Source organism: Burkholderia humptydooensis (assembly GCF_001513745.1).
GTDB classification, from domain to species: domain Bacteria; phylum Pseudomonadota; class Gammaproteobacteria; order Burkholderiales; family Burkholderiaceae; genus Burkholderia; species Burkholderia humptydooensis.
Window position 1 is genome coordinate 463,941 of the sequence record NZ_CP013382.1, and the last position, 23,003, is coordinate 486,943.

Below are 23,003 nucleotides of genomic sequence, written 5' to 3' on the forward strand. Positions count from 1 at the left end.
GAGATGGACGTGGAAGTTATCCGGGTTGTGATTGTATCGATGTATCTCAAGATGATTCGAACCGCAAGGTTGAACTCATACTTGGAATACGGCACAACGCGAGAACTCAACCTGTAACGTACTTTGTATCGGATCCTCGTAAGCGCTAAAGCGCTAACGATGATCGAGAGACAGACTCGTTATAGGGTCAAGCGAACAAGTGCATGTGGTGGATGCCTTGGCGATCACAGGCGATGAAGGACGCGGTAGCCTGCGAAAAGCTACGGGGAGCTGGCAAACGAGCTTTGATCCGTAGATGTCCGAATGGGGAAACCCACTCCTTTTGGAGTATCCATGACTGAATACATAGGTCATGTGAGGCGAACGCGGTGAACTGAAACATCTAAGTAACCGCAGGAAAAGAAATCAACCGAGATTCCCAAAGTAGTGGCGAGCGAAATGGGAAGAGCCTGTACTCTTTATTTGTATTGTTAGCCGAACGCTCTGGAAAGTGCGGCCATAGCAGGTGATAGCCCTGTAGGCGAAAACAGTATGAAAGAACTAGGTGTACGACAAGTAGGGCGGGACACGTGAAATCCTGTCTGAAGATGGGGGGACCATCCTCCAAGGCTAAATACTCGTGATCGACCGATAGTGAACCAGTACCGTGAGGGAAAGGCGAAAAGAACCCCGGGAGGGGAGTGAAATAGATCCTGAAACCGCATGCATACAAACAGTCGGAGCCTCTTCGGGGGTGACGGCGTACCTTTTGTATAATGGGTCAGCGACTTACGTTCAGTAGCAAGCTTAACCGAATAGGGCAGGCGTAGCGAAAGCGAGTCCGAATAGGGCGTTCAGTTGCTGGGCGTAGACCCGAAACCAGGTGATCTATCCATGGCCAGGATGAAGGTGCGGTAACACGTACTGGAGGTCCGAACCCACTAACGTTGAAAAGTTAGGGGATGAGCTGTGGATAGGGGTGAAAGGCTAAACAAACCTGGAAATAGCTGGTTCTCTCCGAAAACTATTTAGGTAGTGCCTCGTGTCTCACCTTCGGGGGTAGAGCACTGTCATGGTTGGGGGGTCTATTGCAGATTACCCCGCCATAGCAAACTCCGAATACCGAAGAGTGCAATCACGGGAGACAGACATCGGGTGCTAACGTCCGGTGTCAAGAGGGAAACAACCCAGACCGCCAGCTAAGGTCCCCAAATATGGCTAAGTGGGAAACGAAGTGGGAAGGCTAAAACAGTCAGGAGGTTGGCTTAGAAGCAGCCACCCTTTAAAGAAAGCGTAATAGCTCACTGATCGAGTCGTCCTGCGCGGAAGATGTAACGGGGCTAAGCCATATACCGAAGCTGCGGATGCGTGCTTGCACGCATGGTAGGAGAGCGTTCCGTAAGCCTGCGAAGGTGCACTGTAAGGTGTGCTGGAGGTATCGGAAGTGCGAATGCTGACATGAGTAGCGATAAAGGGGGTGAAAGGCCCCCTCGCCGTAAGCCCAAGGTTTCCTACGCAACGTTCATCGGCGTAGGGTGAGTCGGCCCCTAAGGCGAGGCAGAAATGCGTAGCTGATGGGAAGCAGGTCAATATTCCTGCACCGTCGTTAGATGCGATGGGGGGACGGATCGCGGAAGGTTGTCCGGGTGTTGGAAGTCCCGGTCGCTGCATTGGAGAAGGCGCTTAGGCAAATCCGGGCGCAGGATTCAAGGGTGTGGCGCGAGCTCCTTCGGGAGCGAAGCAATTGGAAGTGGTTCCAAGAAAAGCCTCTAAGCTTCAGTCTAACGATGACCGTACCGCAAACCGACACAGGTGGGCGAGATGAGTATTCTAAGGCGCTTGAGAGAACTCGGGAGAAGGAACTCGGCAAATTGGTACCGTAACTTCGGGATAAGGTACGCCCTGGTAGCTTGATGCGCCTGCGCGCAGAGGGTGAAGGGGTTGCAATAAACTGGTGGCTGCGACTGTTTAATAAAAACACAGCACTCTGCAAACACGAAAGTGGACGTATAGGGTGTGACGCCTGCCCGGTGCCGGAAGATTAAATGATGGGGTGCAAGCTCTTGATTGAAGTCCCGGTAAACGGCGGCCGTAACTATAACGGTCCTAAGGTAGCGAAATTCCTTGTCGGGTAAGTTCCGACCTGCACGAATGGCGTAACGATGGCCACACTGTCTCCTCCCGAGACTCAGCGAAGTTGAAGTGTTTGTGATGATGCAATCTACCCGCGGCTAGACGGAAAGACCCCATGAACCTTTACTGTAGCTTTGCATTGGACTTTGAACCGATCTGTGTAGGATAGGTGGGAGGCTATGAAACCGGAACGCTAGTTTCGGTGGAGCCGTCCTTGAAATACCACCCTGGTTTGTTTGAGGTTCTAACCTTGGCCCGTGATCCGGGTCGGGGACAGTGCATGGTAGGCAGTTTGACTGGGGCGGTCTCCTCCCAAAGCGTAACGGAGGAGTACGAAGGTACGCTAGGTACGGTCGGAAATCGTGCTGATAGTGCAATGGCATAAGCGTGCTTAACTGCGAGACCGACAAGTCGAGCAGGTGCGAAAGCAGGTCATAGTGATCCGGTGGTTCTGTATGGAAGGGCCATCGCTCAACGGATAAAAGGTACTCTGGGGATAACAGGCTGATACCGCCCAAGAGTTCATATCGACGGCGGTGTTTGGCACCTCGATGTCGGCTCATCTCATCCTGGGGCTGTAGCCGGTCCCAAGGGTATGGCTGTTCGCCATTTAAAGAGGTACGTGAGCTGGGTTTAAAACGTCGTGAGACAGTTTGGTCCCTATCTGCCGTGGGCGTTGGAAGTTTGAAGGGGGCTGCTCCTAGTACGAGAGGACCGGAGTGGACGAACCTCTGGTGTACCGGTTGTGACGCCAGTCGCATCGCCGGGTAGCTATGTTCGGAAGAGATAACCGCTGAAAGCATCTAAGCGGGAAACTCGCCTTAAGATGAGACTTCCCCGGGGACTTGATCCCCTTGAAGGGTCGTTCGAGACCAGGACGTTGATAGGTCGGGTGTGTAAGCGCAGTAATGCGTTCAGCTAACCGATACTAATTGCCCGTAAGGCTTGATCCTATAACAAGTCTGTCTCGATAGCCGTTAGCGCTTCAGCGCTTACGGATATCGAGCGTCGAGTGCAAGGCACTCGACGTACAGCGGTTGAAGTACCGCGTATGTGTGAGATACAACCTCACAACCCAAAATTACTGCTTCTTCCAAGATTGGTTGCGCTGCCAAGCAGCGCAACAACCCTCTTTGCCTGATGACCATAGCGAGTCGGTCCCACCCCTTCCCATCCCGAACAGGACCGTGAAACGACTCCACGCCGATGATAGTGCGGATCCCCGTGTGAAAGTAGGTAATCGTCAGGCTCCTCCTCTTGAAACCCCCGTCCCTCACAGGCGGGGGTTTCGCCTTTTACCCCAGCCTCAACAAAAAACAACGCGCGGGCGCATCCCCCAGTCATCCAAGAAAAGAATCGGAAGAACGCGCTAACATCTGATTCTTCGATCCTGTCTGGAGCACGTCGTGAATATCGGGAGGGCCGCAAAGGCTTCGGGTGTCAGCGCGAAAATGATTCGCTACTACGAGAGCGTGGGGCTTCTCAATCCCGCGAAGCGGACCGATTCTGGATATCGCGTCTACCAAGACGAGGAGATCCATTTGCTTCGCTTCATTCGGCAGGCGCGGCGGCTCGGATTTCTTGTCGACGACATCAGGAGACTGCTCGCACTCTGGCAGGATCGCTCAAGGGCAAGCGCCGAAGTCAAAGCGATCGCGCTCGCGCACGTGGCCGAGCTCGATGGCCGGATCGCCGAGCTTACGGACATGCGGAATACGCTCGCGAACCTTGCAGCCCATTGCAACGGGGACGATCGTCCAGACTGCCCCATTTTGGAGCGCTTGGCGGATCCTTGTTGTGATCCAAAGTAGTGCATGCAAGGGTAGGGTCTTGCCGTCGCAAGCCGAGGAAATATCCAAAAAAATCAGGCGCTTAAGCTGGGATTGTTTGAGCTATTCCAAACTGGCATGCATCGCATTCGAGCATTTCACTGGCAAGTTGGTGCAATCCCGCTATAATCGGGTTAACCCTATACGTGATATCCCTGACATCGATTCACCAGGGGATCTCAACCTTCCTTGGAGAGCCAACATGTTTGCCTACATCATCGAAAAGCTGAGCAACTGGTTTGAGGCTGCAGAACGCAACCGCCGTGAAGCCTATCTGGCATCGTCGAGCGACATCGTTCAGCTCGAACAGCGTATCCGCTCGCTGGAAACCAACGGCTACTCGCTGTAACTCGGCGCGGCAAGACGCCGCACCACGCGCTCGATGCGCAAGCAAAGGAAAGCCCCGTATTGACGGGGCTTTGTCTTTTTGTAAGCTGAAAATGTCGTGCGCCAGAGATCACCGTCTATCAACATACAATCAACATCGTCTGAAACGGGGGCCGGATGAGAGTCGTCAATCGCTTCTTTTGCTATGCGACGAGCTGCGCTGCATTGTTCGGTATCGCGACAGCCGCGGTCGCCGGATCGGACAGCACGCGTGCACCGCTGATCCTGGATACCCAAAGCGGAATTCACGACGGCAAGAGCGGCATCGTGCTGCAAAACGCGCCATTATCGCGTGCGCCAATCGTCGCGCCGACGCAACCCGCCCCGATGACTGAACTGCCACCCGGTTCGACTGCGCCGTTGGTCGTCATCCCGTATATCGAAGTGCCGAACTCGGCCGTTCCGCTCAAGGCGCCCCAGCCGCGTCAATAAGCGGCGTTCCGGTTAGTTGGCGCGATGCTCGATCGCGAATTTCGCGCCGCCGTCCTGGCCGAGCACTTCGACGAGATAAGGCAGCGTTTCCTTCATCGTATCGACCAGCGTATATGGCGGGTTCAGAATGAACATCCCGCTGCCGAAAAGCCCAAAGCCGTCCGATGGCGGCCGGCTTACCGTCAAGCTCAGATGCAGCCAGTTGTTCGGCTGCAACTGCTTCAGGTGATCGGGGAATTTCTGCGATTCCGGGCGGCTTACCTGCGGATACCAGATCGCATAGCACCCCGTTGCAAATCGCTTCAGGCTTTCCTCGACGCAAGCGATCGTCTTCGCGTAATCGCGCTTGTCCTCGTATGACGGATCGACCAGCACGAGCGCACGCCGCGGTGGCGGCGGCAGCAATGCCTTGATGCCTTCGAATCCGTCGCCGGCGTAGATCATCGCGCGGCGTCCAGCGTCACGGAAATTGTGACGCAGCACGTCGATTTCGGTACTGTGCAACTCGAACAAGCGCATCCGGTCCTGTTCGCGCATCAGCCGCCATGCGAGATAGGGCGAGCCCGGGTAGTAGCGCAACTCGCCGTCGCTGTTCAGCGCGCGCACTTCGTCGACATAGTCGGACAGCGCCTCGGGCAGATCCGTCGCGTCCCAAATTTTTTCGATCCCCGTGCTGAATTCGCCGGTTTTCGCCGCATAGCCGTCGAACAGCGAATAGACGCCTGCGCCAGCGTGCGTATCAATGTACCAATACGACTTGTCTTTCTTGTTCAAATAACGCAGCAACTGCACGACGACGGCGTGTTTGAGGACGTCCGCGTGATTGCCGGCGTGAAAGCCGTGACGATAGCTGAGCATGGCGAGAGAAATACGGAGCGATACGTGAAAATCGGCCAAGCGCCGGGCGTGCAGATCATGCGGTGATACTGGCTCGCGGATGTGGCCGGCCGATGCGGTCGCGTATTGTACGCGAGTATGCAACACGGCCTGCCGTTCGGCTATTGATACGCATCGCCGACGATCTGCTCGATTCGCTGCTTCGCGTCCGGCGTGATCTTTGCCGCCACGTCGAGCGCGCGCATGTTCTCGACGATCTGCTCGACGCGCGATGCGCCGGTGATCACCGTGCTGACGCGAGGGTTTTTCAGTACCCACGCAAGGGCGAGCTGGCCGACGGTGCAACCGAGGTCGTTCGCAATCTCGCCGAGCGCTTCCACGACGCTGTTCCTCGCCGGGTCTGTCAATTGCTCGCGCAGCCAGTCGTAGCCGTGAATTTCGGCTCGGCTTCCGGCGGGAACGCCATGCCGGTATTTTCCTGTCAGCAGCCCCGAAGCGAGCGGGCTCCAGGTCGTGAGCCCCATGCCGAAGTCTTCATAGAGACGCCTGTATTCCAGCTCGACTCGCTTGCGATGGAACAGGTTGTATTGCGGCTGCTCCATCGTCGGCTTGCGCAGATGATGCCGTTCAGCAATTTCGTATGCGGCGCGAATCTCGTCGGCACTCCATTCGGACGTACCCCAATAGAGTGCCTTGCCGCGCGCGATGATGTCGCTCATCGCCCATACGGTTTCCTCGATCGGCGTATTGGGATCGGGACGATGGCAGAACACGAGGTCGACGTAGTCGAGCTGAAGGCGCTGCAGCGACGCGTCGATCGCGTTCAGCAAGTATTTGCGGTTGAGGGTGTGGTACTGATTCGGCGCTTCTGCGAGCCCCCAGAAAAACTTCGTCGACACCACGTAACTGATGCGCGGCCAGCCGAGGGACTTCAGCGCATGCCCCATGATTTCCTCTGATTTGCCGCCCGCATACACTTCGGCGTTGTCGAAGAAATTGACGCCGGCGTCGCGCGCGGCAGCCAGCGATTCTCGCGCCGTACGGCGGTCGACCTGGTTGCCGTAGGTGACCCATGAACCGATCGACAGCTCGCTGACCTGCAATCCGGAACGTCCCAGCCTTCGGTAGTTCATAACGCCTCCGATCGAGCGTGACCGACCACAAGCTTAGCTCGTTTGACCGCGATGCGCGGTCCCGTTCATGCACAATAGCGGTGTCGGCCGCGCGGCGACAGCCGCGCCATTCGGCCTATGCTATCCGGCAGACTGGATCGATGCCGGACGCGATGCTTTCATTGACTTGACTGACGGAGGCTTGGGGAATGACTTCGAACTTGAACGGGAAGGCGGCCGTCGTGACGGGCGCAGCAAGCGGCATCGGCAAGGAAATCGCGCTGGAGCTCGCGCGCGCGGGCGCGGCGGTGGCGATCGCCGACCTGAATCAGGACGGCGCGAACGCGGTGGCCGGGCAGATCAAGCAGGCGGGCGGCCAGGCGATCGGCGTCGCGATGGACGTGACCAACGAGGACGCGGTCAACGCCGGCATCGACAAGGTGGCCGAGACGTTCGGCTCGGTCGACATCCTCGTGTCGAACGCGGGCATCCAGATCGTCAATCCGATCGAGAACTACGCGTTCGCCGACTGGAAGAAGATGCAGGCGATCCACGTCGACGGCGCGTTCCTGACGACGAAGGCCGCGCTCAAACACATGTACAAGGACGATCGCGGCGGCGTGGTGATCTACATGGGCTCGGTGCACTCGCACGAGGCGTCGCCGCTGAAGTCGGCGTACGTGACGGCCAAGCACGGGCTGCTGGGCCTCGCGCGCGTGCTGGCGAAGGAAGGCGCGAAGCACAACGTGCGCTCGCATGTCGTGTGTCCGGGCTTCGTGCGCACGCCGCTCGTCGACAAGCAGATTCCGGAGCAGGCGAAGGAGCTGGGGATCAGCGAAGAGGACGTGGTGAAGAAGGTGATGCTCGGCCAGACGGTGGACGGCGTGTTCACGACGGTCGAGGACGTCGCGAAGACGGTGCTGTTCCTGTCGGCGTTCCCGAGCGCGGCGCTGACCGGCCAGTCGTTCGTCGTCAGCCACGGCTGGTTCATGCAGTAAGCGGTGGCTTGAATGAGCAAGCGTCGAAGTGCGGCATGGCACGGCCATTTTGCGTTGTTTCGGCCGTTCGGCTGCCCGCGGCCGCGCGTGAGTCCCGGGCGGAGTCCCGTGTGACCTGGGACATAAAGAAACGCGCTCCGCCGGGAGCGCGTTTCTCGTTTCCGTAGCGGCGGCGCCCGCTTTACTTCAGCACCACGGCGATCGCGTTTGCGACGACGTCGATGTTGCGCGTGTTGAGCGCCGCGACGCAGATCCTGCCGGTGCTCACCGCATAGATGCCGAACTCTTCGCGCAGACGGTCGACTTGCGCCGACGTCAGGCCCGAGTACGAGAACATCCCGCGTTGCGCATTGATGAAGCTGAAGTCGCGCTCGACGCCGGCCGCCTTCAGGCGCTCGACGAGGCCGTTGCGCATCGCGCGGATGCGATCGCGCATTTCGCCCAGTTCCTGCACCCACGAAGCGCGCAGTTCCGGCGAAGCGAGCACCGCGGCGACGATCGCGCCGCCGTGCGTCGGCGGGTTCGAGTAGTTCGTGCGGATCACGCGCTTCAACTGCGACAGCACGCGTGCGGCTTCGTCCTTGCTGTTGGTGATGATCGACAGCGCGCCGACGCGCTCGCCGTACAGCGAGAACGACTTCGAGAACGACGACGACACGAACACGTTCAGATCCGCCGCCGCGAAGAGGCGCACCGCGGCCGCATCGGCCTCGATGCTCTCGCCGAAGCCCTGATAGGCGATGTCGAGGAACGGCACGAGCTGGCGCGCCTTCACGACCTCGACCACTTGCGCCCATTGCGCGTCGTTCAGGTCGACGCCCGTCGGGTTGTGGCAGCAGGCGTGCAGCACGACGATCGTGCCCGGCTCGTAACCGTTGAGCGCGGCCAGCATGCCGTCGAAGTTGACGCCGTTCGTCTTCGCGTCGTAGTACGGGTACGCGACGACTTCGAAACCTGCCATGTCGAACAGCGCACGGTGGTTTTCCCAGCTCGGATCGCTGATCGCGACTTTTGCCTTCGGATTCAGCGTGTGCAGGAAGTCTGCGCCGATCTTCAGTGCGCCCGTGCCGCCGAGCGCCTGCGCCGTCACGACGCGGCCGGCCGCGATCAGCGGCGAATCGTCGCCGAGCAGCAGCTTCTGCACCGACGCGTCATAGGCGGCAATCCCGTCGATCGGCAGATAGCCGCGCGGCAGGCCGGCTTCGACCCGCGCCTTTTCCGCGTCGCGCACCGCACGCAGCAGCGGAATCTTGCCGTCCTCGTTGGTGTAGACGCCGACGCCCAGATTCACCTTGGTCGGGCGAGTGTCGGCGTTGAAGGCTTCGTTCAGGCCCAGGATAGGGTCGCGGGGGGCAAGTTCGACAGCGGAGAAGAGCGACATAATTGATTCGCAGCAGTTGTGAAAAGAGGGTCAGCTTCGGGCGTCGATGCGGGCCGGCGATCATCGGGCAACGCTCGGCAGTCCGGCGCGAAAGCGAAAGCGAAACGCGGCAGCTTGCCATTGTAACGAATTCGACGTCTCCATTCGGCTAATGTCTCGGCCGCGCGCGCGGTTTTTGCGCGTCCGGCCGCCAAATCCCGAGCACGGCGATGCGGAGCCGGCCGGACGTCGAAGCGCTAGAATGATCTTTTGCTCCGTTTCGGCCCGCCGCCTCCCGCATCCACATGTCCGAACATCATTCCGACACCCGCGACGATCTCGACGAATCGAAATTCGTGACGTTCGACGGATCCCCGTTCCAGCTATATCAGCCTTATCCGCCGTCGGGCGACCAGCCCACCGCGATCGCGACGCTCGTCGAAGGCGTCGAGGACGGCCTGTCGTTCCAGACGCTGCTCGGTGTGACGGGCTCGGGCAAGACCTACACGATGGCGAACACGATTGCGCGGCTCGGCCGCCCGGCGATCGTGTTCGCGCCGAACAAGACGCTCGCCGCGCAGCTCTATGCGGAGTTCCGCGAGTTCTTCCCGCGCAACGCGGTCGAGTACTTCGTGTCGTACTACGACTACTACCAGCCGGAAGCGTATGTGCCGCAGCGCGACCTCTTCATCGAGAAGGATTCGTCGATCAACGAGCACATCGAGCAGATGCGGCTGTCGGCGACGAAGAGCCTGATGGAGCGGCGCGATGTCGTGATCGTCGCGACGGTGTCGGCGATCTACGGTATCGGCAACCCGTCCGAATACCACCAGATGATCCTCACGCTGCGCACGGGCGACAGGATCGGCCAGCGCGAGGTGATCGCGCGGCTGATCGCGATGCAGTACACGCGCAACGAGCAGGACTTCCAGCGCGGCACGTTCCGCGTGCGCGGCGACACGATCGACATCTTCCCGGCCGAGCACGCGGAGATGGCGGTGCGCGTCGAGCTGTTCGACGACGAGGTCGATTCGCTGCATCTGTTCGATCCGCTGACGGGGCGCGTGCGGCAGAAGATTCCGCGCTTCACCGTCTATCCGTCGTCGCACTACGTGACGCCGCGCGAGACCGTGATGCGCGCGGTCGAGACGATCAAGGACGAGCTGCGCGATCGCCTCGAGTTCTTCCACCGCGACGGCAAGCTCGTCGAGGCGCAGCGCCTCGAGCAGCGCACCCGGTTCGACTTGGAGATGCTGCAGGAGCTCGGCTTCTGCAAGGGCATCGAGAACTATTCTCGACACTTCTCCGGCGCGGCGCCGGGCGAGCCGCCGCCGACCCTCGTCGACTATCTGCCGTCCGACGCGCTGATGCTGCTCGACGAATCGCACGTGCTGATCGGCCAGTTGAACGGGATGTACAACGGCGACCGCGCGCGCAAGGAGAACCTCGTCGATTACGGGTTCCGGCTGCCGTCGGCGCTCGACAACCGGCCGCTCAAGTTCCCCGAGTTCGAGCGCAAGATGCGCCAGGTGGTGTTCGTATCGGCGACGCCCGCCGATTACGAGCGGCGCGTGTCCGGCCAGACCGCCGAGCAGGTCGTGCGGCCGACGGGGCTCGTCGACCCCGAGATCGAGGTGCGGCCGGCGAGCACGCAGGTCGACGACGTGCTGTCCGAGATCACCGAGCGCGTGAAGGCCGACGAGCGCGTGCTGATCACCGTGCTGACGAAGCGCATGGCCGAGCAACTGACCGAATTCCTCGCGGATCATGGCGTCAAGGTCCGCTATCTGCATAGCGATATCGACACCGTCGAGCGCGTCGAAATCATTCGCGACCTGCGGCTCGGCACGTTCGACGTGCTGGTCGGGATCAACCTGCTGCGCGAAGGGCTCGACATTCCGGAGGTGTCGCTCGTCGCGATCCTCGACGCGGACAAGGAAGGCTTCCTGCGCGCCGAGCGCTCGCTGATCCAGACGATCGGACGCGCGGCGCGCAACGTGAACGGCAAGGCGCTCCTGTACGCGGACCGGATCACCGATTCGATGCGCCGCGCGATCGACGAGACCGAGCGGCGGCGCGCGAAGCAGATCGCGTACAACGAGGAGATGGGCATCACGCCGCGCGGCGTCGTGAAGCGGATCAAGGACATCATCGACGGCGTCTACAACGCCGACGAAGCGCGCGCCGAACTGAAGGAGGCGCAGCAGCGCGCGAAATTCGAAGACATGTCCGAGAAGCAGATCGCGAAGGAAATCAAGCGGCTCGAGAAGCAGATGGCCGATTACGCGAAAAATCTCGAGTTCGAGAAAGCCGCGCAGACGCGCGACCAGCTCGCGCTGCTGCGCGAACGGGTATTCGGCGCGAATGTGGGCGATCATCTGAGCGGGGTCGAATGAGGGTTCCGCGGCGCCCCGCCGCATTCGTTAATCTCGCTGTAAGCCTTGTCGGATCAGGGATTTAGCGGCATCTCCATTTGTTTTGGAGGGCGTTCGGTGCTACACTTGCGCCTGTATTGAGAATAGTTCGCATTAGCGTTCTTCATCGCTTTTTTTGTCTCACCCCCGGGTTCCGGGTCCGCGCGGGCGGGACGTGTAACACGAGATAAAAACAGGAGTGTCAATGTTGCGTTCTTCCTTTGTCCGCAGCGGCGTCGCGTTGGCGGCCGCGTGCGCTGCGCTGTCGGCGACGGCGGCCGAATACCCGATCGGCAAGCACCAGATTCAAGGCGGGATGGAGATTGGCGCGGTGTACCTGCAGCCGATCACGATGGACCCGGAAGGCATGATGCGCAAGGCGTCGGATTCGGACATCCACCTCGAAGCCGATATCCACGCGGTCAAGAACAACCCGACGGGCTTCGCCGAAGGCGACTGGATGCCGTATCTGCAAGTCGCGTACAAGCTGACGAAGCAGGGCGACGCGAAGTGGAAGTCGGAAGGCGATCTGATGGGCATGGTCGCGAGCGACGGTCCGCACTACGGCGACAACGTGAAGCTCAACGGCCCCGGCAAGTATCACCTGACGCTCGTCGTGAAGCCGCCGATGCAGACGGGTCACATGGCGTTCGGCCGCCACGTCGACAAGGAAACCGGCGTCGGCGCGTGGTTCAAGCCGATCACGCTCGAATACGATTTCCCGTTCGCTGGAATCGGCAAGAAGGGCGGGTACTGATCGCGCGAGCAGCAAACGGACAGCGCGCGATGAGCGCGCTGTCTTTTTAGAGAAATACGATGACATTCCCCAGAGCATTCGCATTCGCCGCCGCGATTTTCATCGCGGGCGCAGCGCACGCGGCCGATCTGCCGACCTTCAAGCTCGAGATGGCTGACGGCAAGCTCAATCCGGCGCGCATCGAAGTGCCGGCCGGCCAGCGCATCAAGATTCAGATTCGCAACACGGGCAAGGGCGCCGTCGAGTTCGAGAGCGTGCAGCTTCGCAAGGAGAAGGTGCTCGCGCCGGGCGGCGAATCGTTCGTCGTGATCGCGCCGCTGTCGCCGGGCGAGTACAAGTTTTTCGACGATTTTCACCAGCAGGCGCAAGGCGTCATCGTCGCGAAGTAACGGTTTTCGCGTTTGACGCGCGGCACGTGCCGCGCGGCGGGCGCCGGGAGGTAAAACAAATGGGTCAGATCTTGTTCATCGTCTGGCGGGAGAGCGTCGAGGCGTTGCTCGTCGTCGGCATCCTCTACGCATGGCTGAAGAACGGCGACGACGATGCGCGCCGCGGCTTGCCTTATCTGTGGGCGGGCGTTGGCGTCGGCCTGCTGATGGCGGTGGGCCTTGGCGCCGCGCTCGTCGGCTTCACCGAAGTGCTGTCGGGCGACGCGCAGGACTACTTTCAGACCGCGATGGTGCTGATCGCGTGTGTGCTGATCGTGCAGATGGTGCTATGGATGAAGCGCCACGGGCGCACGCTCAAGCGCGACATGGAGCAATCGCTGCAGAAGAGCACGCAGGACGCGAACTGGTGGGGCGTCGCAGTGCTCGTCGCGCTCGCGATCGCGCGCGAGGGCAGCGAGACGGTTATTTTCCTCTACGGGCTCGGCTTCGGCCAGTCCGGGCACGTCGACGGCGGCCAGATGCTTGCCGTGCTGATCGGCCTCGGTCTCGCGTTCCTGACGTTCTACGTACTGCAACTCGGCGGCAAGTACTTCTCGTGGCGACACTTTTTCCGCGTCACTGAAATCATGCTGCTGTTCCTCGGCGCAGGCCTGTTCCAGACGGGCGTCGACAAGCTGATCGACAAGGAAATCCTGCCGCTCGGCATCGCGCAATTGTGGGATACGTCGGCGATCCTCGACGATTCGAGCACGTTCGGCTCGCTCGTGTCGACGCTGACGGGCTATCGCGCGCATCCGTCGCTCATGAATCTCGTGGCGTACGCGGCCTACTGGGCGCTCGTCTACCTGCTGATCAAGCGCGCCGCGCGCCGCCCGGCGGCGACTGCGGGGCGGCCCGCATGAGCGCAGTCGTCGGCCGTCGCCGCACGAGCTTCGTCGCGCAAGCCGGGCACTGGATGCAGCGCCACGGCGCGCTGATCCGCGGCATCCAGTGGGCCGTGGTGCTCGTCTATGCGCTCCTCATCCTCGTGCCGGCGTTCATGCCGCTGCCCGACGATACCGCGCACCTGTGGAGCAACCTGACGCTCGCCGCGCAGTTCGTGTTCTGGGGCATCTGGTGGCCGTTCGTGCTGCTGTCGATGGTGATGCTCGGCCGCGTCTGGTGCGGCGTGCTGTGTCCAGAGGGCGCATTGAGCGAATTCGCGAGCAAGTTCGGCCGCGGCCGCGCGATTCCGCGTTGGATGCGCTGGAGCGGCTGGCCGTTCGTCGCGTTCGGCCTGACGACGATCTACGGGCAGATGGTCAGCGTCTATCAGTATCCGCGCGCCGTGTTGCTCGTGCTCGGCGGCTCGACGCTCGCCGCGATCGTGATCGGCTTTCTGTACGGACGCGAGAAGCGCGTATGGTGCCGCTATCTGTGCCCGGTGAACGGCGTCTTCTCGCTGCTCGCGCGTCTTTCGCCGCTGCGCTACAAGGTCGACGAGGACGCATGGCGCCGTTCGTACAAGAAGGGCGAGGACGGCCACCGCGTGATTCCGATCAACTGCGCGCCGCTCGTGCCGCTTCGCAACATGAAGGGCGCGGCGGCGTGCCACATGTGCGGCCGATGCAGCGGCCACCGCGGCGCGATCGAATTGACGACGCGCTCGCCGTCCGAGGAAGTGGTCGCGCTCGGTGACAAGCAGGCGAGCGGCTGGGACACCGCGCTCATCCTCTATGGCCTGCTCGGCGTCGCGATCGGCGCGTTCCACTGGACGGTGAGCCCGTGGTTCGTGCAGATCAAGCAGGCGCTCGCGGGCTGGCTGATCGATCACGACATCATGTGGCCGCTCGATACGAACGCGCCCTGGTTCATCTTCACGCACTACCCCGAGCACAACGATGTGTTCTCGTGGCTCGACGGCTCGCTCGTCATCGCGTACATCGCCGGCACGGGGCTCGCTTACGGCACGGCGCTCGCCGTGCTGCTCGCCGGCGCCGCCGCAATGCTCGGCCGCTTCGAGCGCGTGCGGCTCCATCATCTGGCGCAGGCGCTGATTCCGCTCGCCGGCGCGGGCGTGTTTCTCGGCTTGTCGGCGACGACGCTTTCGCTGTTGCGCGCCGAGCACGTGCCGCTCGGCTGGGCGTCGGATGTTCGCATCGCGATTCTCGTCGGCGCGAATCTGTGGAGCGCGTGGCTTGCCTGGCAGGTCACTGGCCGCTATGCGGGCTTGCCGCGGCGGCTCGTCGCGATGCTCTGGTTCGGCGCCGCGCTCGCGGTGGTCGATAGCGCATGGTGGCTGATGTTCTGGGGATTCTGACGCGCTTCGAGCGGTATGATGCAGCCGTCGATGGACGCGCATCGCGAAGGAGTGTCGAGATGAGAACCAAATCCGTTCTGACGAGCGACGACGTGAAGAAGATGGCCGCCGCCGCCGAGTCGTTCGCGGCCGCGAACCAGTGGTCCGTGACGGTCGCGATCTTCGACGACGGCGCGCATCTGCTGCATCTGCACCGGATGGACGGCGCCGCGCCGAGTACCGTCGAGATGGCGATCGGCAAGGGCCGCACGGCCGCGCTTGGCCGTCGCGAGAGCAAGGTCTACGAAGACATCGTGCTGCAAGGGCGCGTGTCGTTCCTGAGCGTGCCGCTCGTCGGCCTCGTCGAGGGCGGCGTGCCGATCGTCGTCGAAGGCGAGACGGTCGGGGCGGTCGGCGTGTCCGGCGTGAAGTCCGAGCAGGATGCGGCCGTCGCCCGCGCGGGAATCGCCGCGTTGACCGACGCCGGCTGATCGGCACGGTGCGGCACATTGCGTCGCTCGTCTGTCTCGGCGTCGAGACGATCGACGAGCCGCTGTTCGTGCGTTTCGCGATTGACCGTCTCCGCCCATCCGTCAAACAAAAAAGCGACGCGTCCGGTGACGCGTCGCTTTTCTCTTTCACGCAGTGAGAACCCAAAAAAAAGCGGCTTGGCTTGCTGCAACGGCTGCTTGAATATGTTTGCACGAAGGGGTCTAGACTCGCGTGCAAGCCGTTGTGGCTGGCTAATGCCTAACACCTCTCGGAGAGGTGGTCCCCACAATACTCGGTTCGTTACTTCGTCAGGATCAGCTTGCCGAGGCGCGTGGCCCGCAACTGATAGGTTTCGCCGTTATGCGCGATGCTCACGTGGCTCTGGCCTTGCAGCAACGCGTCGCTGCTCACTACGCGCTGCCCGGCGCTTGCGCTTGCGGCGGCGGCAGGCTTCGCGATGGCCTTTGCCGATTCGGCCGGCGTCGTCACCGCTGCTGCCTTGGAACGGCTGCTGGGTGCGGTACCGCCGGTGCGGCGCAACGTGAGCGTAGTAGAGCGCATAAGTTCGGTCATTCAGGCGATCGGTGAGTGGCGATTCGATGGAATGAATACTAAATGATAACCATTCCCATTTACAATGTATCTTTATCGATCGAAAACTGATTGCCGATAGGCGGAGACAAAGAGGGCGACGGATGCACCGCCGCCAGGGATCGTCAGTGCAGCGGGTCCGGGTCCTTGCGGCCCTGCGCGTACTCGCGAATCAGGCGAACGGTGTCGATGTCGGATGCGCGGTAGGCTTCCCTCACGATCCCCTGCGTCTGGCGCGCGTCCTCGCTGTCGTTGCTGACAGGCAGCGTCGTCCGATACTCGAAGCGCAGGAACAACTGCTGATCGTCGCGTTCTTCGATCGTCATCGTCAGCGACCCGCCGATCTCGCCGTCGGCCGCATGGATGTCGTAGCGGACCTGCTCGTTCGGCGTGAACGTCACGCGATCGCGTACCGTCGCGTTGCCATAGTGCAGTTCGCGCTCGAGCGTCGTTTCCGTGCGCGCGTGAACGATGCAGTTGTCGAGGCCGATCACGAACAACTGCGGCTGCTCGGCGCGCAGCACGAGGCCTTCCCACAACTGCGCGCGAGTCAGCGTCGGCAGGGACGGGTTGTCGGCGGCGTTAATCTGGATCAGATGTTCGAAGTTCAAAGCGGCGGATTCCTTCTGTAGTGCGGCCCATGCCGGGCGCGAGAAGCTATTGTGACGCAAATCCGCCGCGGCGGCGGAGCTTCGGCCCTCTGCCGTTCGGCCAATGGGGGCGGCCGCCGTCTATGCGGAAATGCGGCCCATCCGGCCCCTCTGGTAATCGGCAACCGCCGCGCGGATCTCGTCCTCGGTGTTCATCACGAACGGGCCATAGCGCACGATCGGCTCGTTGAGCGGCGCGCCGCCGATCAGCAGCAAGTCGAGCGGCGCATCGCCCGCGGCGAATACGGCGGTGTCGCCGTCTTCCGCGTACACGACGACATGGCGCGCGTCGACCTCCGTCCCGTCCGCTCCGTAGAATCCGCTGCCCTCGATCGGATAGGCGAATACGCGAAAGCCGGGCGGCACCGGCTGCTCGACGATTGCGCCGGGCGACAGCGTGAAGTGCTGGTAGAGCATCGGGGTGCGCGTCTCGATCGTCGCACATGCGCCGAACGCCTCGCCGGCGATCACCCGCACGATCGCGCGGCCGTCGGGCGATTTGGCGGTCGGAATGCGCGCGGCCGGAATGTCCTGATAGCGCGGCGCGATCATCTTGTCGCGGCGCGGAAGGTTCACCCAGAGCTGGAACGCGTGCGCGCGGCCGCCCCGGCGCGCGAATTCGGGGTCGGGCATTTCGCTGTGGACGACGCCCGCGCCCGCCGTCATCCACTGGACGTCGCCCGGACCGAGCGCGCCCGCATGTCCCGCCGAATCGCGATGGCGAAACCAGCCTTCCAGCACGTAAGTAACGGTTTCGAAGCCGCGGTGCGGATGATCGGGCGCACCCTTCGCATCGCCCGGCGCGTAATCGACGGGCCCCATTTCGTCGAGCAACAGGAACGGATCGAAATCCGTCAGCAGGCGGGTCGGAAACGGGCGGTGAACCACGAAGCCGCCGCCTTCCGTCGTGCGGAGCGCCGGGTAGGTACGCTGGATCGAGCGGGCGATAGTCATGGAAAAGCTCTCGGAGTGATGGGAAATAACGTTATTTTTGCAACGTAAGGCTATTATATTGAGCGAATTGCCGATTAAATCCGCTCGATTCGCAATGGATCGTTGTGGAATTGGAACGATGAAATGACTATCGATGCACATAACCTGAACGACTTGATGTACTTCTCTCAGGTGGTCGAGCACGGCGGCTTCTCGGCCGCGGAACGCGTGCTCGGCATCTCGAAGTCGCGTCTTTCGCGGCGGCTGACCGAGCTCGAGGCGACGCTCGGCGTGCGCCTGTTGCAGCGCTCGACCCGCAAGCTCGCGTTGACCGAGGCCGGCCAGCTCTTCTATCAGCATTGCCAGGCGATGTTGTCGGAGGCGCAGGCCGCGATGAACGCGGTGCAGCAACTGCGCTCGGCGCCGCGCGGCACAGTGCGCGTGAGCGTGCCCGTCACGGTGTCGCAGACAATGCTGTCGCGCCTGCTGCCGGAATTCCTGCGCCGCTATCCTGAAGTGCGCGTGCAGATTCGCGTGACGAATCGCGTGATCGACCTGTTCGAAGACTCGATCGACGTCGCGCTGCGCGTGCGATCCGAGCCGCCGCAGAATGCGAACATCGTCGTGCGGCCGCTGTGGCGCACCGAGCAGATGCTCGTCGGCGCGCCGAGCCTGCTGCAGCAGAATGCGCCGCCCCTCGTGCCCGACGATCTGGCGGGATTCGACACGCTCGATACGCCGTCCGGAGACGGGCGGCACGTGTTCAACCTGATCGCGCCGGACGGCACGCGCCACGCGCACGAGCACGAGCCGCGCCTTGTGACGGCGGATCTGATGACGATTCGCGAAGCGGTGCTCGACGGGGTCGGAATCGCCGCGCTGCCGGAATCGATGTACGGTAACGCGTTGCGCGCGGGACAACTGTCGCCGGTGATGCCGGGATGGACGCTGCCTGTGCCGCAGCTCTATGCGGTGTTCGTGTCGCGGCAGGGGATGCCGCCCGCCGTGCGCGCGTTCGTCGATTACCTCGTCGAGAAGCTCGACAACGAAAACTACAAGGACCCGGGCTGTCCGGAGCGCGGCACGAAGGACGCGGAGACGAGGATTTCGCTCTGACGGAATCGGAAGATCGCGCGCGCATCGGTTTTGTCATTTGACGCGAGTCACGCAATCGGTAGTTTCAATCGGCAGCCGCTTGAATGCGTGCTCGACCCGGCCTATATTGGAATCCCGATTTCGTGAGGGAAGGTGCCGAGCGAAACAAGGTGGCCGCATATGTTGCGAGCCAGATAGGGCAGACCGCGCAAGTCCGTGCAGACCACGGCATGTCGCATCGCGTTGCTCGACGCGCAGCAGTCAGGCCGCCGGGCCCGCCGCCCGAAGGCGCCCGTGCGCGCATGAAAAAAGGCCTTCATCTGGCGATGGAGGCCTTTTACTTTGGGGGCCGCGTGCGTTTATCGCACGCGAGATGCGCTGCGCCTACTTCGCGTTCGACTTCGGCTCGGTCACGAAGCCGAGCTTCGTCAGGCCGCCTGCCTGCGCGGCCGACATCACTTCCGCGACGCGTTCATAGGCGACCTTGCGGTCTGCGCGCAGATGCAGTTCCGGCTGCGGGTTCGTCTGCGCGGCTTGCGCGATGCGCGACTGAAGATTGGTCGCGCTCACCGGCTGGTCGTCCCACAGAACCGTGCCGTCGCTTTCGATCGCGACGTCGATCGTCTTCGGCTTCACCTCGACCGGCTGGCTGCTCGCGCGCGGCAGATCGATCTTCACCGCATGGTGCATCGCCGGGATCGTGACGAGGAAAATGATCAGGAGTACGAGCATGACGTCGACGAGCGGCGTCATGTTGATCTCGTTCATCAGGCCGTCGTCGTCCTCGTCGCCGAAGCTGGGGTTCATTGCCATCGCAAGCCTCCGCTCAGTTCGCGCGCGCGGCGAGCCGCAGCCCGTCGCGCTGCGCCGACGACGCGAGGCGCGCGCCCGTCACGAAGTACGCATGCAGGCCGTGCGCGAAGCGGCGCAGGCGGCTCACGATGCTCTTGTTCGCGCGCGTGAGCGCGTTGTAGCCGAGCACGGCGGGAATCGCGACGAACAGGCCGAACGCGGTCATGATCAGCGATTCGCCGACGGGGCCGGCGACCTGGTCGATCGACGTCTGGCCCGTCGCACCGATCACGAGCAGCGCATGATAGATGCCCCACACGGTGCCGAACAGACCGACGAACGGCGCGGTGCTGCCGATCGACGCGAGGATCGCGAGGCCGCCCTGCATCCGCGCGATGCCTTCGTCCATCGTGTCCTTCAGGCAACGCGTGACCCAGTCGGACACGTCCATCCGGTCGTGCAGGTGCGGCTGCGTCTGATGGTGATGATCGGAGGCTTCCTTGCCGGACAGCGCAAGCGCGAGGAACGGGTTGTCCTGCGCCGACGACGATGCGCGGCCGAGCTTCTTCACGCCTTCGTCGAAATCGTCCGAATGCCAGAACGACTGTTCGGCGTCTTTCGACAGGCGCTTCAGGCGAATCACGTTCCAGCCCTTGATGACGATCACCATCCACGACAGGACCGACATCACGAGCAGCGCGACCGCGATGGAGCGTGTCACGAAGTCACCTTGCGCCCACACGTGCGCGATTCCGTAGCTTTGCATTTCCTTTCCTTGTTGTTTCTTTCGGTGTTGCTGAGATTAGTCGGTCAGAGTGAAGTCATAAGGCTGCGTGTAGGCGGCGCGCATCGGCTGTCCGTTCTGCAGATATGGCTGGCACGGCGACGAGCGGATCGCGTCGAGCGCCGCGTCGTCGAGGCGCGGGAAGCCGCTGCTCTGGACGACCTGCGCGCTTTCGATCCTGCCCGTCAGGCCGACGACGAAGCGGACCTTCACGACACCCGTCTCGCCGCGCCGCTTCGACATCGACGGGTAGGCGGCCTTCGCGATCTGGCAGGTCAGGTGCGCGCCTTCCTTTGGCGCGACGATCTCCATCGTCGGGCGGTTCGCCGGCGCGCCAGCGAGCGGCACGGCTTTCGCGCTCGTCTCGGCGGGCGCGGCAGGCGCGGGCGGTGCGGGTTCCGGCGCGGTGATCGCATTTGGCGCAGGCTCGTGCGTGACGGGCAGCGGCGTCGGGCTCGGCTTCGCGACGGGCCGGGGGACGGGCGCCGGCTTCGGCTTGACCTTCGGGACGGGCTTCGGCGGCGTGGGCGCCGGCGCCGACTGGATGCCGACCGGCTGCGCGACGGGCGCGCTCAGCAACTCGGCGGTGATCGTCTTCGATTCGAGCGGACGATGCGGCACGTCGTTGCGCATCAGCAGCGCGCCGGTGAGCAGGAGCGCGTGTCCGGCGAGAACCGTCGCGGCAGCGGTGACGACGCGGGGATTCATACGGGAAAAGGCCGGCGCGGATGCGGCCGGCAAGGAATTCGAAACCTGCATGTTAGCTTCGTAGCACGGCGGCGCGCGTGATGAGCGCCGCGAAGTGTTGCATCACTTGCGGAAAATCAGCAAAGAGATGCACACGGTAGTCACGAATCCGATCAGCAATTCCATTACGGGCTCCTTTACAGGTAGGCCGTTGGCTCGCGCGGGCAGGCTTGCTGACGGGCTGGTAAAACGAGAGCGCGGCGCGCGGCGCCGCGTGCAATCCTGGCACGCCGGTCAAGCCGCCTTGCGTTCGTAGAACATGATGGGGACTGGCACGGCCGCGGGGTGCTCGACACCGCAGCGGCTCGCACAAACGCCCTGTTCCGCCATGATCCCGCGCACGGTTTCCTCGCACTTGCCGCAGCAGGTGGCGACCCCGAGTTCGAACTGGAGTTCTTCGAAGGTGTCCGCGCCTTCCTCAAAGGATGCGCGAATCTTCCGATCGGAAACGGACTTGCATACGCAGACAATCATGATGGAGCGCGATAGCTAACGTTAATGCGAATTATTATCATTATATTTGTACGGGTTGGCAAGCGCGGCTCCGGGTTTTTTGTAACAAAACCAGGTGCTTGGAAGGGTTTCCGGGGAAGGCCGCAGCGGTGAGGCTACGACGGATCGGCGGCCGACGCGGCCGTGCTGGGAGACGAAATGGTGACGGATTCGACCGGCACGTCGAGCCCGAGCAGCGTCGCGGCGAGCGTCTGCAAATGCCGGCCGTCGCTCGTCGAGCAGAGGCGCGGCAGCGGCGCCGGCCGGGACGAGGCGGGCGCGCGCAGCCCGCGCTCGTCGAGGATGCGCGCGAGCTGGCGGGCGATCGCATCGCCCGTGTCGATCAGATGAAGGCAGTTCGACGTCACGTCGCGGATCGCCGCGTCGAGGAACGGGTAGTGCGTGCAGCCGAGCACGAGCGTATCGGCGCCTGCTTCGAGCATCGGCTCGAGATAGCCCGCGAGCAGCGCACGCAACTCGGGCGAGCCGGTGTCGCCGCGCTCGATCGCCTCGACGAGGCCGTGCCCCGCCTGGCGGATGAAACGGCAGTCGGCCGCGTAGCGCGCGATCAGCGCTTCGAAGCGTGCGCTGCGCAGCGTCGCCTGCGTCGCGAGCACGCCGGCGACGCGCGTCTTCGAATGCAGCGCCGCCGGCTTGATGCCGGGCTCGACACCGACGAGCGGGATCGGCAGACGTTCGCGCACGACGGCGATCGATTGCGCGGTGGCCGTGTTGCACGCGACGACGAGCGCCTTCGCGCCCTGCGCGACGAGCCATTCGCCGATCGCGAGCGTGCGCTCGATGATGAACGCGTCGTCGCGCGGGCCATATGGCGCATGGAGCGAATCGGCGACGTAGACGATCGCCTCGCCGGGCAGTTGCTCGCGCACCGCGCGCAACACCGACAGGCCGCCGAGCCCCGAATCGAAGATGCCGATCGGCGTGCGGGCGGGCGATACGCGGGAATCGGACGTGTGCGGCGTCGTCATGCGGGCGATCGAGCGTGAACCGAATGAAATATCGACGAGAGGGAATTACTCCGGCGAGCCCATCATCGACTGCTGATAGTTCTGAATGCCGACCTTGCCGATCAGATCGATTTGCGTTTCGAGCCAGTCGATGTGCTCTTCGGTATCGTCGAGGATCTTCTCGAAGATTTCGCGTGACACGTAATCACGCACCGATTCGCAATAAGCGATGGCTTCCTTGCACGTGGCCTGCGAGACCTGCTCGAGCTTCAGATCGCATTTCAGGATCTCCTCGGTTTCCTCGCCGACGAGCAGCTTGTGCAGATCCTGCAGGTTCGGCAGGCCGTCGAGCACGAACACGCGTTCGATCAGCCAGTCCGCGTGCTTCATTTCGCCGATCGATTCGTCGTATTCGTGCTTGCCGAGTTTCTCGAGCCCCCAGTGCTTGTACATCCGCGCATGCAGGAAATATTGATTGATCGCGGTCAGTTCGTTTTTCAACTGGGCGTTCAGATATTCGATGACTTTCTTGTCGCCTTGCATGTTCGTTCCTT

The 23,003-nt window shown here is 62.3% G+C and carries 23 protein-coding genes and 2 rRNA genes; 13 read left to right on the plus strand and 12 right to left on the minus strand.

The window, feature by feature from the left end:
- Nucleotides 1–185: 185 nt before the first annotated feature.
- The 5 genes from AQ610_RS21380 to AQ610_RS21400 all read left to right on the plus strand — a co-directional run bounded on the left by AQ610_RS21380 (nucleotide 186) and on the right by AQ610_RS21400 (nucleotide 4,760).
- A 23S ribosomal RNA gene (locus tag AQ610_RS21380) occupies nucleotides 186–3,065 on the plus strand.
- 183 nt (nucleotides 3,066–3,248) lie between these two features.
- A 5S ribosomal RNA gene (gene rrf / locus AQ610_RS21390) occupies nucleotides 3,249–3,361 on the plus strand.
- 157 nt (nucleotides 3,362–3,518) lie between these two features.
- Nucleotides 3,519–3,923, plus strand: coding sequence for a Cu(I)-responsive transcriptional regulator (gene cueR, locus AQ610_RS21395; RefSeq protein WP_009914330.1), 405 nt, complete (start codon nucleotides 3,519–3,521; stop codon nucleotides 3,921–3,923).
- 220 nt (nucleotides 3,924–4,143) lie between these two features.
- The gene (locus AQ610_RS34430) at nucleotides 4,144–4,290 is read left to right on the plus strand and encodes a DUF3563 family protein (protein ID WP_006028476.1); all 147 of its coding nucleotides are present in this window, start codon (nucleotides 4,144–4,146) and stop codon (nucleotides 4,288–4,290) included.
- 155 nt (nucleotides 4,291–4,445) lie between these two features.
- On the plus strand, nucleotides 4,446–4,760 hold the full coding sequence (locus AQ610_RS21400) for a hypothetical protein (RefSeq protein WP_006028477.1): 315 nt from the start codon (nucleotides 4,446–4,448) through the stop codon (nucleotides 4,758–4,760).
- A 12-nt stretch (nucleotides 4,761–4,772) separates the two neighbouring features.
- Here the strand turns inward: AQ610_RS21400 and AQ610_RS21405 are convergent, their stop codons facing one another.
- The gene (locus AQ610_RS21405) at nucleotides 4,773–5,618 is read right to left on the minus strand and encodes a 23S rRNA (adenine(2030)-N(6))-methyltransferase RlmJ (protein WP_009914331.1); all 846 of its coding nucleotides are present in this window, start codon (nucleotides 5,616–5,618) and stop codon (nucleotides 4,773–4,775) included.
- A 140-nt stretch (nucleotides 5,619–5,758) separates the two neighbouring features.
- A complete protein-coding gene (locus tag AQ610_RS21410; protein ID WP_009914333.1) occupies nucleotides 5,759–6,730 on the minus strand; it encodes a potassium channel beta subunit family protein in 972 nt (323 codons plus the stop codon).
- A gap of 188 nt (nucleotides 6,731–6,918) precedes the next feature.
- Here AQ610_RS21410 and AQ610_RS21415 point away from each other — a divergent pair, with 188 nt between their 5' ends.
- Entirely contained in the window at nucleotides 6,919–7,707 is a 789-nt protein-coding gene (locus AQ610_RS21415; RefSeq protein WP_043283057.1) for a 3-hydroxybutyrate dehydrogenase, read from the plus strand.
- Between the two features lie 181 nt (nucleotides 7,708–7,888).
- Here the strand turns inward: AQ610_RS21415 and AQ610_RS21420 are convergent, their stop codons facing one another.
- Nucleotides 7,889–9,088, minus strand: coding sequence for an amino acid aminotransferase (locus AQ610_RS21420; RefSeq protein ID WP_006028481.1), 1,200 nt, complete (start codon nucleotides 9,086–9,088; stop codon nucleotides 7,889–7,891).
- A 284-nt stretch (nucleotides 9,089–9,372) separates the two neighbouring features.
- Here AQ610_RS21420 and uvrB point away from each other — a divergent pair, with 284 nt between their 5' ends.
- The 6 genes from uvrB (at nucleotide 9,373) to AQ610_RS21450 (ending at nucleotide 15,396) form a co-directional block, all read left to right on the plus strand.
- Nucleotides 9,373–11,463, plus strand: coding sequence for an excinuclease ABC subunit UvrB (gene uvrB, locus AQ610_RS21425; protein WP_006028482.1), 2,091 nt, complete (start codon nucleotides 9,373–9,375; stop codon nucleotides 11,461–11,463).
- A gap of 223 nt (nucleotides 11,464–11,686) precedes the next feature.
- Nucleotides 11,687–12,238, plus strand: a complete 552-nt coding sequence (locus tag AQ610_RS21430) for an iron transporter (RefSeq protein ID WP_009914338.1) — start codon at nucleotides 11,687–11,689, stop codon at nucleotides 12,236–12,238.
- Between the two features lie 59 nt (nucleotides 12,239–12,297).
- Complete coding sequence (locus AQ610_RS21435; protein WP_006028484.1) at nucleotides 12,298–12,627, plus strand: cupredoxin domain-containing protein; 330 nt, start codon at nucleotides 12,298–12,300, stop codon at nucleotides 12,625–12,627.
- Nucleotides 12,628–12,686: 59 nt separating this feature from the next.
- On the plus strand, nucleotides 12,687–13,529 hold the full coding sequence (locus AQ610_RS21440) for an FTR1 family iron permease (protein ID WP_009914340.1): 843 nt from the start codon (nucleotides 12,687–12,689) through the stop codon (nucleotides 13,527–13,529).
- A complete protein-coding gene (locus AQ610_RS21445; RefSeq protein ID WP_006028486.1) occupies nucleotides 13,526–14,926 on the plus strand; it encodes a 4Fe-4S binding protein in 1,401 nt (466 codons plus the stop codon). The genes AQ610_RS21440 and AQ610_RS21445 overlap by 4 nt, the downstream gene beginning before the upstream one ends.
- A gap of 59 nt (nucleotides 14,927–14,985) precedes the next feature.
- Complete coding sequence (locus AQ610_RS21450) at nucleotides 14,986–15,396, plus strand: GlcG/HbpS family heme-binding protein (RefSeq protein WP_006028487.1); 411 nt, start codon at nucleotides 14,986–14,988, stop codon at nucleotides 15,394–15,396.
- Nucleotides 15,397–15,697: 301 nt separating this feature from the next.
- Here the strand turns inward: AQ610_RS21450 and hemP are convergent, their stop codons facing one another.
- The 3 genes from hemP to AQ610_RS21465 form a co-directional block, all read right to left on the minus strand.
- Complete coding sequence (gene hemP / locus AQ610_RS21455) at nucleotides 15,698–15,886, minus strand: hemin uptake protein HemP (protein WP_006028489.1); 189 nt, start codon at nucleotides 15,884–15,886, stop codon at nucleotides 15,698–15,700.
- A gap of 227 nt (nucleotides 15,887–16,113) precedes the next feature.
- Nucleotides 16,114–16,599: an SRPBCC family protein gene (locus AQ610_RS21460; protein ID WP_006028490.1), complete on the minus strand. Its 486-nt coding sequence runs from the start codon at nucleotides 16,597–16,599 to the stop codon at nucleotides 16,114–16,116.
- A gap of 120 nt (nucleotides 16,600–16,719) precedes the next feature.
- Entirely contained in the window at nucleotides 16,720–17,592 is an 873-nt protein-coding gene (locus AQ610_RS21465; protein ID WP_006028491.1) for a pirin family protein, read from the minus strand.
- A 123-nt stretch (nucleotides 17,593–17,715) separates the two neighbouring features.
- Here AQ610_RS21465 and AQ610_RS21470 point away from each other — a divergent pair, with 123 nt between their 5' ends.
- On the plus strand, nucleotides 17,716–18,687 hold the full coding sequence (locus tag AQ610_RS21470; RefSeq protein ID WP_006028492.1) for a LysR family transcriptional regulator: 972 nt from the start codon (nucleotides 17,716–17,718) through the stop codon (nucleotides 18,685–18,687).
- A 363-nt stretch (nucleotides 18,688–19,050) separates the two neighbouring features.
- Here the strand turns inward: AQ610_RS21470 and AQ610_RS21475 are convergent, their stop codons facing one another.
- The 6 genes from AQ610_RS21475 to bfr all read right to left on the minus strand — a co-directional run bounded on the left by AQ610_RS21475 (nucleotide 19,051) and on the right by bfr (nucleotide 22,992).
- Entirely contained in the window at nucleotides 19,051–19,479 is a 429-nt protein-coding gene (locus AQ610_RS21475; RefSeq protein WP_009914375.1) for an ExbD/TolR family protein, read from the minus strand.
- Between the two features lie 13 nt (nucleotides 19,480–19,492).
- Nucleotides 19,493–20,224, minus strand: coding sequence for a MotA/TolQ/ExbB proton channel family protein (locus AQ610_RS21480; RefSeq protein WP_006028494.1), 732 nt, complete (start codon nucleotides 20,222–20,224; stop codon nucleotides 19,493–19,495).
- 36 nt (nucleotides 20,225–20,260) lie between these two features.
- On the minus strand, nucleotides 20,261–21,001 hold the full coding sequence (locus AQ610_RS21485; protein ID WP_006028495.1) for an energy transducer TonB: 741 nt from the start codon (nucleotides 20,999–21,001) through the stop codon (nucleotides 20,261–20,263).
- Between the two features lie 222 nt (nucleotides 21,002–21,223).
- On the minus strand, nucleotides 21,224–21,463 hold the full coding sequence (locus AQ610_RS21490; RefSeq protein WP_009914377.1) for a (2Fe-2S)-binding protein: 240 nt from the start codon (nucleotides 21,461–21,463) through the stop codon (nucleotides 21,224–21,226).
- Between the two features lie 134 nt (nucleotides 21,464–21,597).
- Complete coding sequence (gene murI / locus AQ610_RS21495; RefSeq protein WP_006028497.1) at nucleotides 21,598–22,470, minus strand: glutamate racemase; 873 nt, start codon at nucleotides 22,468–22,470, stop codon at nucleotides 21,598–21,600.
- 45 nt (nucleotides 22,471–22,515) lie between these two features.
- Entirely contained in the window at nucleotides 22,516–22,992 is a 477-nt protein-coding gene (gene bfr / locus AQ610_RS21500; protein ID WP_006028498.1) for a bacterioferritin, read from the minus strand.
- Nucleotides 22,993–23,003 lie beyond the last annotated feature (11 nt).